This is a genomic window from Caballeronia udeis (assembly GCF_044909315.1).
Classification (GTDB): Bacteria; Pseudomonadota; Gammaproteobacteria; order Burkholderiales; family Burkholderiaceae; genus Caballeronia; species Caballeronia udeis_A.
Genome location: NZ_JBIYEB010000047.1, coordinates 1 through 15,119 on the forward strand (window position 1 = coordinate 1; position 15,119 = coordinate 15,119).

The 15,119-nt window shown below is 61.8% G+C and carries 12 protein-coding genes; 3 read left to right on the forward strand and 9 right to left on the reverse strand.

Annotated elements, in window-relative coordinates:
- A partial coding sequence (locus ABH944_RS41280) for a GntR family transcriptional regulator (protein WP_404614634.1) occupies positions 1 to 815 on the forward strand: 815 nt, incomplete at its 5' end.
- A gap of 63 nt (positions 816 to 878) precedes the next feature.
- On the opposite strand, the gene ABH944_RS41285 is transcribed toward ABH944_RS41280, so the two are convergent.
- From ABH944_RS41285 to fliD, 3 genes are all read right to left on the reverse strand, one after another.
- On the reverse strand, positions 879 to 1,268 hold the full coding sequence (locus tag ABH944_RS41285; protein WP_404614636.1) for a DUF2306 domain-containing protein: 390 nt from the start codon (positions 1,266 to 1,268) through the stop codon (positions 879 to 881).
- Between the two features lie 195 nt (positions 1,269 to 1,463).
- Positions 1,464 to 2,471 (reverse strand): hypothetical protein, encoded by a 1,008-nt coding sequence (locus ABH944_RS41290; protein WP_404614638.1) that lies wholly within the window; start codon positions 2,469 to 2,471, stop codon positions 1,464 to 1,466.
- 94 nt (positions 2,472 to 2,565) lie between these two features.
- Positions 2,566 to 3,984 (reverse strand): flagellar filament capping protein FliD, encoded by a 1,419-nt coding sequence (fliD, locus tag ABH944_RS41295; RefSeq protein ID WP_404614641.1) that lies wholly within the window; start codon positions 3,982 to 3,984, stop codon positions 2,566 to 2,568.
- Here fliD and ABH944_RS41300 point away from each other — a divergent pair.
- Positions 3,968 to 4,291 carry a hypothetical protein gene (locus tag ABH944_RS41300; RefSeq protein WP_404614643.1) on the forward strand — a complete coding sequence of 108 codons (324 nt, stop codon included), beginning with the start codon at positions 3,968 to 3,970 and terminating at the stop codon, positions 4,289 to 4,291. The two genes, fliD and ABH944_RS41300, sit on opposite strands and share 17 nt — an antisense overlap.
- Before the next feature lie 668 nt (positions 4,292 to 4,959).
- The gene (locus ABH944_RS41305) at positions 4,960 to 5,856 is read left to right on the forward strand and encodes a fructose bisphosphate aldolase (RefSeq protein ID WP_472975154.1); all 897 of its coding nucleotides are present in this window, start codon (positions 4,960 to 4,962) and stop codon (positions 5,854 to 5,856) included.
- 83 nt (positions 5,857 to 5,939) lie between these two features.
- Here ABH944_RS41305 and ABH944_RS41310 read toward each other — a convergent pair whose 3' ends face one another.
- The 6 genes from ABH944_RS41310 to ABH944_RS41335 form a co-directional block, all read right to left on the reverse strand.
- Entirely contained in the window at positions 5,940 to 6,575 is a 636-nt protein-coding gene (locus ABH944_RS41310; protein WP_404614645.1) for a GNAT family N-acetyltransferase, read from the reverse strand.
- Positions 6,576 to 6,809: 234 nt separating this feature from the next.
- Positions 6,810 to 8,087 (reverse strand): NAD(P)/FAD-dependent oxidoreductase, encoded by a 1,278-nt coding sequence (locus ABH944_RS41315; protein ID WP_404614647.1) that lies wholly within the window; start codon positions 8,085 to 8,087, stop codon positions 6,810 to 6,812.
- A 29-nt stretch (positions 8,088 to 8,116) separates the two neighbouring features.
- Positions 8,117 to 9,649, reverse strand: coding sequence for an ABC transporter substrate-binding protein (locus ABH944_RS41320; RefSeq protein WP_404614705.1), 1,533 nt, complete (start codon positions 9,647 to 9,649; stop codon positions 8,117 to 8,119).
- 264 nt (positions 9,650 to 9,913) lie between these two features.
- A complete protein-coding gene (locus ABH944_RS41325; RefSeq protein ID WP_404614649.1) occupies positions 9,914 to 11,929 on the reverse strand; it encodes a hydantoinase B/oxoprolinase family protein in 2,016 nt (671 codons plus the stop codon).
- Positions 11,930 to 11,952: 23 nt separating this feature from the next.
- Entirely contained in the window at positions 11,953 to 13,992 is a 2,040-nt protein-coding gene (locus ABH944_RS41330; RefSeq protein ID WP_404614651.1) for a hydantoinase/oxoprolinase family protein, read from the reverse strand.
- Positions 13,993 to 14,071: 79 nt separating this feature from the next.
- Positions 14,072 to 15,103: an extracellular solute-binding protein gene (locus ABH944_RS41335; protein WP_404614653.1), complete on the reverse strand. Its 1,032-nt coding sequence runs from the start codon at positions 15,101 to 15,103 to the stop codon at positions 14,072 to 14,074.
- Positions 15,104 to 15,119: the final 16 nt, after the last annotated feature.

Sequence of the window (15,119 nt, forward strand, 5' to 3'; positions counted from 1 at the left end):
GCCCTTATGCTGGCCATGCTGCTGAACTCGGCCGCTCGCGTGTGACCCTGGCGACTAGACCCCCAGCTGAGAAAACTAATTGTTCAGGGCCGACTCTTTACTCCCGGGTCGCACAGGATCTCGCCGAGGCTATCGGGTCGGGACGGTATCCGGTTGGAGCGTTGTTGCCGACCGAGATGGAACTCTGTGAGCACTACGGAACAAGTCGTCCCACCGTGCGGCTCGCTCTGCAGGAATTGCAGGGAATGGGCTTGGTATCGCGACGAAAGCATGTAGGCACGCGGGTGGAATCGCGTTCTCCGTCGGGTGCATACACGCAGTCAATCGCCTCGCTCGACGGCCTTGTTCAACTTGCTGAAGACCAGGAGCGTGTGGTCAAGGCGGTCGACGAGGTCGTGGCAGACCGGGCGCTCGCACGCGAACTGGGATGCACGCCGGGCAGCAAGTGGGTGCGCATGCAGATACTGCGGCTGGACCGCAAGGGCGACACGTTGCCAATTGGATGGACAGACGCGTATCTGGACCCCGCCTACGCGGATATTCCGAAGCTGTTGAAGGAATCGCCGACCGAGCTTGTCAGCTCGCTCATTGAATCGAAGTTTGGCAAACGGGTGGCGGAAGTCGAGCAAACCATTTGCGCGATCTCACTCGCAGCAGGGATGGCGGAAAGCCTGAATGCGGGAGCAGGCACGCCGGGGTTGAAAATTATTCGTCGATACCTCGACAAGGCGAACGAAGCCTTCGAGATCACGGTGACGGTTCACCCGGCCGACAGGATGCAGGTTTCAATGCGGCTTCGGCGCGACCGGCCGTAAAAGGCTTGCCCTGGCGAAATGCGTTGGCGCTTGCCGAAGGACCGGGCAGAACGTGGGCCGCAGCTACCACAGCGTGTGCGCAAACCAGCCGCCAAGCATGAGGTTCAGCAAACGATGCGGCGTCACCACGGCTGCAATGCCGGCCACCGCAAGGCCGATGAACGATCCGCTCATGGCCGCTGCGTGGCCGCTGACGTTACCTTGCCGGATAGCCCAGATCGCACGTGCGAGGCTAAGCGCGGTCAGCACCGACAGACTGTGAATCCAGGAAAAATGACCGTGGTTCAACTCCCGGATGTCGAACGAACTCAGCACGGTGACGAACATGGCCGCCACCCATACGCGGCCCATCAATTTGTGGCGCGTGGTGCCCTTCTGCAAAAGAAGCATTGACGCCCCGACCACGATGGACAGGACGGCCGCGGTGATATGGACGGCAATGACGGTACGCATGCTGGACTCCCGGCAAGACGCGTGAACGCAATGCATGGAGTCTGTGCAGCAGCCGGATTTTTTTCGAGCAGCTTGCGACGAAGCCTGCGAATCCCGTCGCCAAGGGTTGGTAAATCAGCGCGAAGCGTGCAGGTCGCCGGCCGGGTCTTTTTCTTCAGCGCAATGCCGGGAATCTCCCGCTTGACGGGTATTTTCTCAGGGATGAGGACCCGCGCTGCGGACACTCCGTCCCAACGCGCTTTCTCCAACATTGCCCGCGCCAAAAGCGTTCGCGCTGCCGGTGTACACACCGCTACCGTTGTTATTGAGGTTGATCGAGTTGTTGCTGCCATCACCCGTTGCGTTTGGCCATGCGTGCCCCAGCCAGTCGCTCCCGGAACTCCCGGCGTTCGGGTGTGCGAAGACCGGACGACGCACAATCTGCGTGCCGCCGTACAAGTAGGGCTGTCCGAATTGCATCACCGCTATCACGCCCGGATTGCAGCCCGTCTGCACAACGATGCTCTCTTGCGTGAACGCACCCGCCGTACCCACTCCGGCGGCAACGCTGCCGCCCACGTGCACCGCGTCGCACACTGATGACGTAAATATCACGGCGCCTGCCGGGACATCGACTTCGAGCAGTTCGGTGCCACCCACCACTACGCTGGCAAGCGGACCCGCCGCGAGAACACCGTCCTGCACCGGCCCGGTCTTGATGAAGTCGATCCTCAGCGCGAAGCCTGTCAGATGCCTCGCCTCGCGCATCAGCACGACCTTGTACGGTACCGGACGAGAGGCATCGTCGATCCCGGCAAAGCTGCCGCCGCTCGCGCTCACGCGCATGCCGACGCCTGCAACACTCGTGGGATACACGTCTTTCAAGTCCTGCAGCGGTGCGCCGGAACGGATCAGCCTGACCTCGAGGGTATTCGCCGTGCCCGTGCAGGCGAACGGAATGTCCTGCAACTCGGCGACCTGTACCGAGCCCAATACATCGCCTACGCTCAGGGTGGGCAACGCAGAGATACTCGCTGAGGGCAGCAAGATGACAGGACGCGGTTTGCCCTCGCCCGGAACGCAACCCGCATGAGCGAGCGGCGCCCCGCCGAAGCCGGCGGCGGCCAGCACGGACAGGTATCGAAATAACCTGAAAACAAGCCCCAGAAGTGCTCGCGTATTTTTCACATTCTCACGGCCTGACGCCGCTCCTTGCGCCATCATTCATGACTCGCTTGCATGGCCGTCATCCGCGCTCCGCGCAGGGCCTGGTCCGGATCTGTCACTGCCTGCTCCCGCTTCATCGCTACCTCGTCAATCAACCGGGCTTGCCTTTCGCCAGCGCACCGTCGCTGTTGGCGCCGCCGAACAGTTGCGTCAGGTACTGCGAATTCTTGTTCATCGTCGCCATGACCGTGTTGAGTGCGGTGAACTGCGCCTGGTACTGGTGAGTGAGCTGGGCCGTATAGCTCGCGAGCGTATCCTGCTGCGTGCTGATGCCCTTGAGGTCCGCGTTGAGCGGATCCTGGTTATTCGCAATCAGGCCGCGCTCGTCCAGGAACCCGTTCAGGCTCTTGGTCATCTTCGCGGCCACGCCTGTCGTCGGATTGAACAGGGCCGCGACTCCTTGCGGATTGCTCGTCAGCTCGTTCGTAATCTTCATGCCGTCAGCTGTAAGCGTCCCGTCCTTGTTCAGCGTAATGCCGATAGCGCCAAGCGAGATGTTGGCGCTGCCGTTCTTGACGCCGCCGCTGACAATACTCGCAAGCGTGTTCTTGATCGTGTTGAACATCGCATTGCCGAGCAGCGGTCCGCCTTGCGCGCCCTTGGCTTTCGAACTGTCGAAACCGGCAACCTGGGTATAGGTGGTCACCAGGGTGTTATAGAGGTTGACGAAGTTATTGATGGCAGCCGATGCCGACGTGGTGTCCTGCGCCACGGTCAGCGTCTGCGGCGTGCCGGCAGGCACGCCAATGGCCGCCGCGGTCAGGTTCAGCGTGACGCCCTGGATAGCGGTGGTGACCGTGTTGCTTGAACTGGTGCCGGCCGTACCGTCGATGGTGAACATGGCGTCTTTGGCGGATTCGGTCTGCGTCCACGGGCTCGTGGCGGACACCGATGCAATGGTCGACGGGTCCGTGGCGCTGGCGCCCGCCGTGGACGTTACGCCGAGACTGGACAGGCCGGCATCGTCGGTCACGGCGCCCACTGAAACATTGATCGTGTTCGATGCGCCCGTGGCCGACGAACGCAAGATCAGGTGCGCGCCGTCCGTGCCGGTCACGACGGTTGCGGTGACGCCGGGATTACTCGACGACGAGTTGATCTCACTCGCAATGCCGCTCACGGTGTTGTTCGCCGACGTGATGTCGATGCTCATCGGCTTGTCTCCGACCGAGACGTTCATCGTGCCGGTGCCCAGTGCGGTCGAAGCGCCGAATGCCGCCGACGAAAGCGTCTGCGCGCTGGCAATTTGCGTCACCGCGACGGAATAGCTGCCGGTCGCCGCCCCGCTGCTGCCGCTTGCCGTCAGCCCCGTGCCGTCCGCGGTAGTGGTGAACTGGCCCAGGGCGCTCCCGTTCGACAGCGGCGCAATGCCCGCCTGCAACGCCGACAACCCGGCCTGCAGGGCGCCGATCGCCGAGAGCTTGGTGTTGTCGTTGCGCTGCTGCGCGATCAGCGAGCCGGTCTGGCCCGCCACCTTCGCGTTGACGAGGCTCGTGACCAGCGACGACACATCCAGCGACGCGTTGCCCGTCGAGCCACTGATGACGGACTGCGCGGCGGACGCCCTGGCCGAGTTGGCGGCAGCCGTCGTGTCGGCCGCGCTCGGGATGGGGGCGACAGGGGCGGCCACGCTTGAAGGGCTGGGTACGCTGGGCGCGCTGGATGCGCTGGAAATCGTCGACATTAAAATGCTCCGTACGTCAGGTTTGCTGTTGAGCCTGGATGAGAACCGCCTATGGACTGCCCGCTTGCGGCAAGCAGGACCCGCGACGCGATGCGGCAGCCGCGCGTTGCCCGGGCTGGGCACCGTCGGCTGACCATCGTCTATCGGCACAGTCATGGTTGCGCACTTCAGGCAAGGGTGAAACGGCGAGCAACACGCGCCTCCCGCGGGTTCTTTCCAAATCTTTAAAAAGATTTCCACGCAGCTGTCCAGGCCGTTCGGGACCGTCGACGCCCGCGCCCTGCCGGCATTTTTTGATTTTTATTTCAATATTTTTCGCGGATGCTTGAGCGCGAAGCACGACCACGTGCAATCCAGGCGGGAGCAGATCAATGAAATGTCGTGTAGAGAAGCCGACGGGGCTGCGCGCCGTCGTCGAGGCACCTTTCTTGCGGGGCGTTTCATCCGCGATGCAACGGGTCGCACTGGATTGTGACGCGCGTTAGTTCGTTTTTAAAAATCGTTTTAAAACCGGAATTCAAAATAAACTTGCGGCTCTAAAGGCGGCGCGCATGGACCCCAGGCGAACGTCTGGAAATTCAAGCGCTTGGGCGGGGATCGAAGCCGGGAAAACCGGCCTCTCGCCGCGTCGGCGGCTGTGTCCGGCAGTCGCCGCCCGGCTGAGTGAGGTAAAACAGACGGCCAGCATTGGTTTGTTTTCGAAGCCCATCCGCCAATCCAGTACACTTATTGAATCGAAAGCAATGGTCCAGACCAGAGAAACCGGGTCCGGTGTTTGATAGTTAAGAGGGAGAAACGTACGTGGCTAATGACAAGATGCTGGCGCAAATGAGCAACAAACCGGGGTTTATCGCGGCCCTCGACCAGAGTGGCGGATCCACCCCTGGCGCCCTGCGGGCGTATGGAATTCCGGAAAGCGAGTACAACGGCGACGCCGAGATGTTCAAGCTGATGCACGAGATGCGAGTACGCATCATGACCGCACCGGCCTTCACCGGTGACAAGGTTATCGGCGCCATTCTCTTCGAAGCCACCATGGACGGAGAGGCAGAAGGGAAGTCCGTCCCGGCCTTCCTGTGGGAAGACCGCGGTGTGGTTCCGTTCCTGAAGGTGGACAAGGGACTCGAGGCGGAAGCGAACGGCGTGCGTCTGATGAAACCGATCCCCGGGCTGGACGCGCTGCTCGAGCGTGCCGTCAAGCTGGGCGTATTCGGTACGAAGATGCGCTCGGTTGTTGACCATGCGTCCGAGGAAGGGATCGCAGCCATCGCCAAACAGCAGTTCGAAGTCGCGGCGCAAATCCAGGCGCACGGTCTCGTGCCCATTCTGGAACCCGAGGTGTCCATCAACATTCCGGACAAGGCCGCAGCGGAAACCATCCTGCTGGCTGAGCTGCTCAAGGGTCTCGACGCACTGCCCGAAGGCAGCAAGGTCATGATCAAGCTGACCATCCCGGACGTGGCGGATCTCTATCGCCCGCTGATCGAGCACCCGGCCGTCGTACGCGTGGTGGCGCTCTCCGGCGGCTATTCACGCACCGACGCATGCAATCGCCTGACGAAGAATCATGGCATGATCGCGAGCTTCTCCCGCGCGCTGATCAACGAGCTCAAGAAGTGGATGAGCGACAACGAGTTCGACGCAACGCTGGCAACGTCTGTCGACGAGATCTATCAGGCCTCGGTCGTAAAGGTCTGAAGTTCAGGTTTCACCGGGGTTTCACGCAGGTTTCATGAAGCTTTGATACAGGCCGCACTTGAGGCATGAGTGCGGCCTGTTTGTCATGCCGCACGAGCAACGCTTGCTTGCGGCAATTCAAGACGGCGCGACCAGGTGGCAAGATGGCGGAACGCGATGGGTGTTTTGCTCAGGATCGCGCTGTCGTACTGCTTGCCTGCGAACCTGATGAAGTCGTTGATCCGGAAACCCTGGCCCCGGTAGAACTCAATCAGATGGGTAGCGGGCTGTGGTGTGTCCAGCGCAAGCTCCGCATAACCGCGAATGGCGGCCCAGTGATCCGCATAGGCCAATAACGACTTTCCGATCCCCCTGCTCTGATAGGCAGGATCAACACCGAATTGGCGAACGCTCGCAATATCATCCCGCCGATAAAGCCCGCATAACGACTCGCTATCCTGGGTGTAAAGCGTCATGGTTCCAACCAGCCGTCCGTTGCGTACCGCGACATAACAGTCGCCGCGCGTGGCACGCGCACGGGTAACCAGTGCGGACTGGTCAACACACGTGCAGTTGAGCCCCATCGCGCCCAGCCGCGCGAATGACCGGTGCAGCATCTGGGTCAACTCTTCGAACGAATCGCATGCCGGGTCAAAGCGCCTCAGTACTACGCTGCCCACACCACGATGAACATAGCTGATACGCGTGTGATTCTTCGTTGCTGTGCTTTGCCTCGACATGACACCCCCGGTCTCATCATTTGCCAGAAGTGTAGGATTCCTCGACGGTTGATAACAAGAAAAAATGCCGTAAATATTTCATGTTTTACGGCATATATATGCAAGTCGCTTGCGGCTTTACGGCATTTTTATTTGCGGCGGTGCAGGTCTTCGTGGTCCTTGCCTGGACGACAACCAATGCACTCCGCCCGCGCCGCGACGTGAGTCAAATTCACAAGACGGCCACGCCTCGGGTCAGAACAAAATATCCTGCAGCCGGTAATACGCGCCGACCAACGGCAGCGTCCACGCACGGCCGGCATGTCCGGGCACCGCCGGCCAGGGTAGCGAACGCCACGGGTTGGCTTGTTCGGAACCCGACATCACGTCGGCCATCATGCGCCCCATATGCGTCGACATCTGCACGCCGTGGCCGCTGTAACCCATCGAATAGTAAAGTCCTTCGTGCTGTCCCGCACGGGGAAGCCGGTCTACGGTGATGTCGATGAGACCACCCCAGCAGTAGTCGATCCTCGTGTTGGCCAACTCCGGAAAGTACTTCGCGAGGCCCTTGCGCAGCACGTTGCCGCTCTTTTCATCGGAACGGGGATTGGACATTGCGAAGCGCGCGCGGCCGCCCCACAGCAACCGGTTGTCGGGCGTCACCCGAAAATAATTGCCTATGTTGAGCGACGTCACATAGCTGCGCCGGTGGGGAAAAAACGTATCGAGTTGCTGCGTGGACAGCGGCTCCGTCACCACGATAAAACTACCCACCGGCGCCATGCGCCGCTGGAACCACTGCAACGGCCCCACGCGCGATGCCCCCGTTGCCACCAGCACCCGGTCCGCCCTGATGACACCGCTCGCCGACGTGAGCTCGTAGCGCTCGTCGTCGAGGCGTTTCAGTTGCGTCACCGCCGCACCTTCGAAGATACGCGCGCCGTGTCGCGTGGCAGCCTGTGCCAGCCCGACCCCGAACTTGCCCATGTGCATCTGCACGCCGTTGCGCTGCAGCAGCCCGCCATGAAAACCATCCGAGCCGATCTCGCTACGCATGCGGTCCGGCGGAATCAACTCGACTTGGGGATCCACTTCGCGGCGCAACACCTCGTAGGTACGCGCCAGTTTTTCAAAATGCCCGGGCTTGGCCGCGAGCTTGAGCTTCCCCGTGCGGACCAGGTCGCAATCGATCTGATGACGGGAGACGATCGACTCGACGCTCGCCACCGCACTTTCATACGCGCGATAGAAACCCCGGGCCTGCTCCAGTCCAACTTTCGCGGCCAGCGAAGCGAAGTCCTGTGCAACGCCGGTATTGCACTGGCCGCCGTTGCGCCCTGACGCCTCGCTTGCTATGCGCCCTGCTTCCAGCACGGTGACCGACACGCCGCGCGTGGCGAGTTCGAGCGCAGCCGACAAACCCGTGAAGCCGCCACCGATCACCACCACATCGGCGCGGCCTTCCACGGGACCCTGCACACCTTCGCTGAATACGGGCGCCGTATCCAGCCAATACGAATCAAGCTTCATTGATTTTCAGTTGAATGTGGCGCGGTTCGTCAGGCAGCCCACCACACATGTTCGGCGAACGAGAAGCCCATCATCGCACCGGTCGGGATCGAGCCCAACCCCTTCAACCGCTTGTCGTTCGCGTCGAGCAAGCTGATGAACGACGGAATGCCGATACCGCCCTGATCCGCCACCAGCACCTGCATTTCGCCGTACATCGCCTTACGCTTGGCTTCGTCGGTTTCAGCACGCGCGCTCAACAGCAACTGGTCGAAGCGGGGGTCCTTCCAGCCCGACTCGTTCCAGGGCGCGTCGGACTTGAAGAACTGCGTGAACAATACGTCTGCGCTAGGACGTGGATTGATGCTGCCGAAACCGAGCGGATGTTTCATCCAGTGATTCGACCAGTAGCCGTCCGCGGGAACCCGGTTTACGGTCAGGTTCACTCCAATCTTTGCCGCTGTCTGCTGCATCAGCTCGGCCATTTCGACGGAACCGTTCGCGTCGGTCGTGGCGTAGATCGGCGGCAAGGCCGGCCCGACCGCGCCCGCTTTCTGCATGTAGAACTTGGCCTTGTCGAGATCGAACTTGCGCTGCGGCAACGAAGCGTTGAAGTAGCGGTGGCCCGGCGGGATCGGCTGGTCGTTGCCGACCACTGCAAAGCCCCGGAACACGGCCGTGCGGATCTGCTCACGGTCGAACAGGTTCTTCATGCCCATCACGAAGTCGGGATTGCCCGTGAGGGTGTTGTCGCGACGCATGATCAGGTCGGTGTAAAGACCGGATTTGGTTTCCTTGACCGCATAACCCGGGGTCGATGCAATCCGCTGTGTCGAGCGCGGATCAACGGAGTTGATCAAGTGCACGTCGCCCGCGAGCAATGCATTCACGCGGGCGGCGTTGTCGCTGATACCCACCAGTTCGATCTGGTCGAGGTACGGTTGTCCGCTTTTCCAGTAGTTGTCGTTACGCACGCCGACCGTGCTGACACCCGGCTTGAAACTCTTGAGCTTGTAGGGTCCGGTCCCGACGCCCGAGCCGAAGCTGGTCGTACCGTCCTTGACGATCACAAGTTGCGGCGTAGCAAGAATCACCGGCAAGTCGGCGTTCGGCACATCCAGCACCATGGTCACTTCGTTCGGGCCGCTCGCCTTGATATCGGCGAACTGATCGGCAAGTGTCTTCACCTTCGACGCCGTCTGCGGATTCTTGTGACGCATCAGCGAATAGACCACATCGGCCGGCGCGAGCGCCTTGCCGTCATGGAAAGTCACACCCTGGCGAAGCTTGATGATCCACGTCTTCGCGTCGGTACTTGATACGGACTCCGCTATATTCATGCGCGGCGTCAGGCTCTCGTCGAGCTGCGTCAGGCCGCTGTAGAACATGAAGAAGCGGATGTAGTCGCTACCCGTCGAACCCAGGGCCGGGTCGAGCGTGTCTGAGACCGACCCTGCGTCGTACGCCACCCGGATGCTGCCGCCCTTCTTGGGGGTATCGGCGGCCCGCGCAGACGCCGATACGGACAACAGGCCGCCGCCGGTGACTGCCATCATGCCGGTGCCGGCCAACACGCGCATCATGTCGCGGCGGCTTACGCCACCGCTTTTTGTATCATCTTTCACTTGACTGACTCCGGACGGGTAAGGGATCTGAAAAACGTTCGGGAGGCGATGGGGAGCAGGTTTTATCGCGTCTCTTCAGCAGCATCGTATGCTTGCAGAATCCGCGTGAAACACCGACAAAAACCGCGAAACAGCATAAACCGCTTGTTATCGCATCGCTAACGCGGTGCTTTGCATGGCCGCCAACCCGGTGATGAAAACGTGCTCGTTTTCCCTCATGTGTCAGGCAACGGCGGCCTGCTCCACGTCGAGCAATTGCGGATATCGCCGAAGCACGCCGGCATGGAGTTCGTCGATGATTCCGGCGCCGGCCGTCATCGTGCCTGCCGCTTCCCTCGCGTCGAGTGCATCGAAGATCTTGTGCTTGAGGAAATGACGCCATACCACCGGTGCGCGCGCCAGGATGCCGGTCAACGCGTCATAACGCTCACGTGTCCACTTCGCCTCATACGCGCTGCGCTCCGCGCCATAGTCGAAGTGAGCGGTGACCGTCCGGTCCGTGATCCGCTTCGCCTCTTCGCGCAGTTGAGCCGTCTTCGCGGCGTCGATCTCCCCGTCGACCAGCACCACGCCATAAAGCTCACGGGCCTGATCGACGCGCAGGTAACCGCGCCGCACGTCCTCGGCCACTTTCTGAGCGTCACGTTCGTGCGGATGGCCGTAGCCTCCGCCGCCGCAGCCTTCGAGGCGGATGACATCGCCGGGACCGCACATCACGAGGTCGGTCACGCCCAGGTCCTCCTCGTCCTCGCGGCCCGGATTGCGGGTAAAGCGCGAGACGGCGCCCGCCTTGCCGCCAAGCACGCCCCAGGACGCGAAGCGCGAGCGGTCGCGATTGCGCGCGGTCACCAGCGTGCCCGGCGAAAACACCCTGAACTCCATCACGGTCCCCAGGCCGCCGCGGTACTTGCCCACGCCCGCGCTACCGGGCACGACGCCATACCTGGTGATCCGGATCGGCACTTCGGCTTCGTTGATCTCCACCGGCGTATTGCGCAGGAACGCCACGTTTGCGCCCGACGCATCCGACCCGTCGCCCGAGATCATGCCGCCCGCGCCGCCGCCCACCGGACCGATGGAAGCGATCACCGCGCGACCCCGGCGGTCCACGGTCTTGACGTTGAGAATCGACATGCCGCCGGCCGGACACGCCGGCAAACGTTCCGGGCACACCATGGAGAACGCCCCGAAGGTCACGTACTGCGCGACCTTCGCGGTCAGGCTGCGCATCCCGACCGCCGCCGGCGGAACGCAATTCATGATCGTGCCTTCAGGCAGGATGCAGCGCGCCACCTTGAGCATCCCGGCGTTGAGCAGCAGATCGGGATTGAGCGAGTACAGGATGTAGTTCAGCCCGACGAGCGCGAGCACGTGCCGCTCCTTGCCGCCCGTGGGCATGTTCAGCGACGAATTCAGTTGTGGATCGCTGCCGGTGAAATCGAAGACGAGCGAACCGTCCTTGACTGTCAGCGTCAACGCAACACGCAGGGGTTTGCCATTGACCGAATCCTCATCGGCGTATTCGGCGAAGAAATATTCCCCGTCCGGCATGCTCCTGACAATCGTGCGCGCCTGCTCTTCCGAGTACTCGAGCAGCGCGTCCATCCCGGCGCGAAACTGCTCGATTCCGAAACGTTCGATGATCTCCAGCACCCGGCGCTCGCCGGTCATCAGCATCGCGATCTGCGCCTTCAGGTCGCCGCGATTCTGCTCGGGTGCGCGCACGTTGATGGCCATGTGTTCGAGCAGGACCTCGTCCAGCACGCCCGCGCGAACAATCCTGGTCGGCGCAAAGCGGATGCCTTCCTGGTAGATCTCGGTCAGCGTGCGCGACAGGGAAGCCGGCACCGCCCCGCCCATGTCAGTGTTATGAATATGTCCGCCGACGTAGCAGACAATCTCGCCGTTGAAAAACACCGGCTTCCACATCATCACGTCGGGCGTGTGGGTCGCCACGTAGCCGCTGTACGCGTCGTTGGTCATGCAGATATCGCCCGGTTCGTAGTGATCGATCATGTCGATCACCGCGCCGAAGTCGAGACCCGGATACCACGTGGCGCCCAGCGTCTTCGGCGAAGCGAACGTAAGGCCGCGTGTGTTCATCAGCGTGCAGGAGAAGTCTTCAGTTTCCTTCACGAAGGCGGAATGCGCGGTGCGCACGAGCGTATAGGCCATGCTTTCCGCTGCCGCGACGCAGTAGTTCGCGAAAATCTGGAGGACGGATTTATTGAATGTCATGTTGCCTTTCCAAAGTCAGCTATTCAAACGGCTTCGAGAAAAAGATTGCCGTACTCGTCCACACGGGCGTTGAAACCCGGCAGCACGCAAGTGGTGGTGTCGTCCTGGGCAACGATCGCCGGGCCGGGGAACCGATGCCCGGCAAGCAGCGCCGTGCGCCGGTAGAGCGGGACGCGGCGCCACGCTCCGTCGAGGTAGGCATCGATCTCGGACTCGGCCTTTGGGGCGCCTTCGGCCGACGCTATCTTTGGCAACTCGGGCTTGGGCGTGGGTGCCGTAATGACGAGCCTGAGCGCGACCACTTGAATGGCGGACTTTTCATCGCTATGACCAAAGAGGCGTTCGTGCTCGCGATGGAACGCCTGCGCAATCCCTTCGATGTCACCCTTGGAAATTGCATCGGCGGTAAGCGGCGTATCGATCTCGAACGACTGCCCGCGATAACGCATGTCTGCGGAAACAACGAGTTCAGCCGTTGCGTCCGTGCCGGTCTCGCGGATCACCCAGGCGCGCGCATCGGCTTCCAGCAGCGCGAGGTCGTGGCCAAGCCGTTCGAGGGATGCGCGGTCGAGTGGATAATACGTCGTGCGAACGAAGTCGTTCTTGGTGTCCGCGATCAAGCCGCCGAGCGCGCTCAGCACACCGGGCGTAGTCGGGACCAGCACGTTGCGCACATTCAGCGCGCGGGCGAGGAAACAGCCGAGCATGGGCCCCGCGCCGCCGAATGGCATCAGCGAGAAGGTACGCGGGTCGATACCGAAGCGCGAGCTCAAGCGGCTCACGCCTGCATACATGCCGGAGATCGATACCTCGATGATCGCCGCCGCTGTCTTGTAGACGTCGAGTCCCAGGCGTTGCGCCAGCGGTTCGATCGCACGCAGCGACGCATCGACATCCACCTTCACCGCGTTATAGCCGAGCGCTGCGCTGCCGAGCACGCCGATCGCGGCGAATGCGTCCGTGATGGTCGGCCGGGTTCCTCCGCGGCCATAGCAAACCGGGCCGGGATTCGACCCCGCGCTTTCCGGTCCGACCTTGAGCACGCCGAACTCGTCGACCCAGGCGATCGAGCCGCCTCCGTCACCGATCGACGATACGGAGACCGACGGAATATGAATCTGGAATTCGCCGATATATTCGCCCGTCGCGTACTGCGGCTTGCCGTCGACGATCAACGCGATATCCGCCGTCGTCCCGCCGATGTCGAGACTCATGCAGTCCTTCACCTTGCAGAGCTTCGCGAGATACGCCGCGCCGATCACGCCGGACGCGGTGCCGGACAGGATCATCTGCACGCAGTTCTGCTTGCCGTTCTCGGCGCTCATCACGCCGCCATTCGACTTGGTGACCTTGAGGTCGGCTCCAATCCCGCTTTCCGCCAGCGCCGCCTGCAACTTCGTGAGGTAATTCGACACGCGCGGTTGCACGTAGCCGCCAATGGTCGCCGTGACGGTGCGTTCATATTCACGGATGATCGGCCAGACTTCATGCGAGCATGAGACGAACATACCCGGCATTTCCCGCTGGATGATCGTCTTCACCTGCTGCTCGTGCGCAGGGTTGCGGTAGGAATGCAGCAGCGACACCACCACGCCCTCGCAACCGGCCGCCTGCATGCCGCGCACCGCGTCGAGCACGCTGGTCTCATCGACCGGTGTTTCCTCGTCACCCTCCGCCGTCAGCCGGCCCACCACGCCGAACACCCGGTCGCGTGGAATGAGAGGCGCGGGACGGCTGGACATCAGGTGGTACATGTCGGGAATCTTCAGTCGCGCAATGTCCAGCACGTCCTCGAAGCTGCGCGTAGTGACGAGCCCTAGCTTCAACCCCTTGCGTTGCACCACCGCGTTCACGCCGACGGTCGTACCGTGCGTGAAATAAACCACCTCACGCGGCTCAATACCATAGCGTTCCCGCAGGCCTTCCATTCCGGCGAGCACTTCACTCCCCGGACTGTCCGGACGCGAAAACACCTTCAAGGTCCGTATGGTCCGCGTCGCTTCGTCGAGCACGGCGAAGTCGGTGAACGAACCGCCAATATCCACTCCGATTCTCAAACCCATTGCGTTGTCCTTGCCTGTCGAAAATGATGAAGCGTCCGGACGCGCCCGCTGTTTTGGCGGCGTCGCGTCACGAGGCCTGTCAGCGGCCGATCTGCTTGTTCCACTGTTCAATCCACTGAGGTGAATGGTCCGAGACCTGCTCGAACTCCACCCAGATCGATTTGTCCTTCGTCGCGACGCGTGGCGCCACACGGGGGTCGTACTTCACATTGCGATTCGAGGCCGCGTATTGCATCGCATTGACAAAACAGCTCTGACCATCGGCCGATGCCAGTTCGTTCAGGAACTGCATGCCGAGCGGCGAGCCGTTCCTGACTTTCTGCGCCATGTTCGGGAACGCGACCGAGCCGGGCGACGGACTGATGAAACCGATGTCGGGATTGTTCGCGTCATGCTCGGCCCACGCACGGCCGTCGTAGTACATCGCGATATCGACATCGCCGGAGCGCATGGACATGAGTGGCGTGTTCGGGTCGTTGTAGAACGTCGCGTTACCGCTTGCCGACATGCGCTTGATCTGGTCGAGCGCAGGCTGGATGTTGGTGCTGGACCCGCCATAGACCTTCGTAAAAAGCGTGATCAGACCCGGTGGCGTAGCCACGTACGCAATGCCGGGGAGCGCAGCCTGCCACTTTCCGGTCACGGTTCCGTCGACGAACTCCTTCCACGTCTTCGGTGGATTCTTCACCGTCCTGGTGTTGTACATCAGGCCGAAATCACCAAACGTGATGGGGAAACCGTAGCCCTTTCCGTAGGCTACGAGGCGCGGATCGAGTTGCGCCATGTTCGGCACGCTGGCGGCTGTTACGGGATCCAGCAGATTCAACGACATCGCCTTGTATGCAGCCTCAGGTATACTGACGATCACGTCGATAGGCGGCTTCGCGGGATTCGCCGCCACCTGGTTGACCCACTGCAGCGGGTTGCCCAGCACAACGTCAACGGACCTTCCGGTGGCCTTTTCGAACGGCTCCACGAAGCAGGCACGGTACGCTTTTTCCCACGATCCGCCGAATGCGGTAACGGTCAGGTCAGCGGCGCGTACGGTTAGCGGCAACCCCGCGGTCAAAGCAAGAACAGCGCATAGGGTGAAAGTCCAGCTCGATCTCATGGGTGCCTCGTGGCAA

Excerpts from the sequence above, each read along its gene's own strand:
- ABH944_RS41285 (WP_404614636.1), bottom strand. The coding sequence starts at position 1,268 with ATGCGTACCGTCATTGCCGTCCATATCACCGCGGCCGTCCTGTCCATC.
- ABH944_RS41290 (WP_404614638.1), bottom strand. The coding sequence starts at position 2,471 with ATGATGGCGCAAGGAGCGGCGTCAGGCCGTGAGAATGTGAAAAATACG.
- ABH944_RS41310 (WP_404614645.1), bottom strand. The coding sequence starts at position 6,575 with ATGTCGAGGCAAAGCACAGCAACGAAGAATCACACGCGTATCAGCTAT.
- ABH944_RS41315 (WP_404614647.1), bottom strand. The coding sequence starts at position 8,087 with ATGAAGCTTGATTCGTATTGGCTGGATACGGCGCCCGTATTCAGCGAA.
- ABH944_RS41320 (WP_404614705.1), bottom strand. The coding sequence starts at position 9,649 with ATGATGCGCGTGTTGGCCGGCACCGGCATGATGGCAGTCACCGGCGGC.
- ABH944_RS41325 (WP_404614649.1), bottom strand. The coding sequence starts at position 11,929 with ATGACATTCAATAAATCCGTCCTCCAGATTTTCGCGAACTACTGCGTC.
- ABH944_RS41330 (WP_404614651.1), bottom strand. The coding sequence starts at position 13,992 with ATGGGTTTGAGAATCGGAGTGGATATTGGCGGTTCGTTCACCGACTTC.
- ABH944_RS41335 (WP_404614653.1), bottom strand. The coding sequence starts at position 15,103 with ATGAGATCGAGCTGGACTTTCACCCTATGCGCTGTTCTTGCTTTGACC.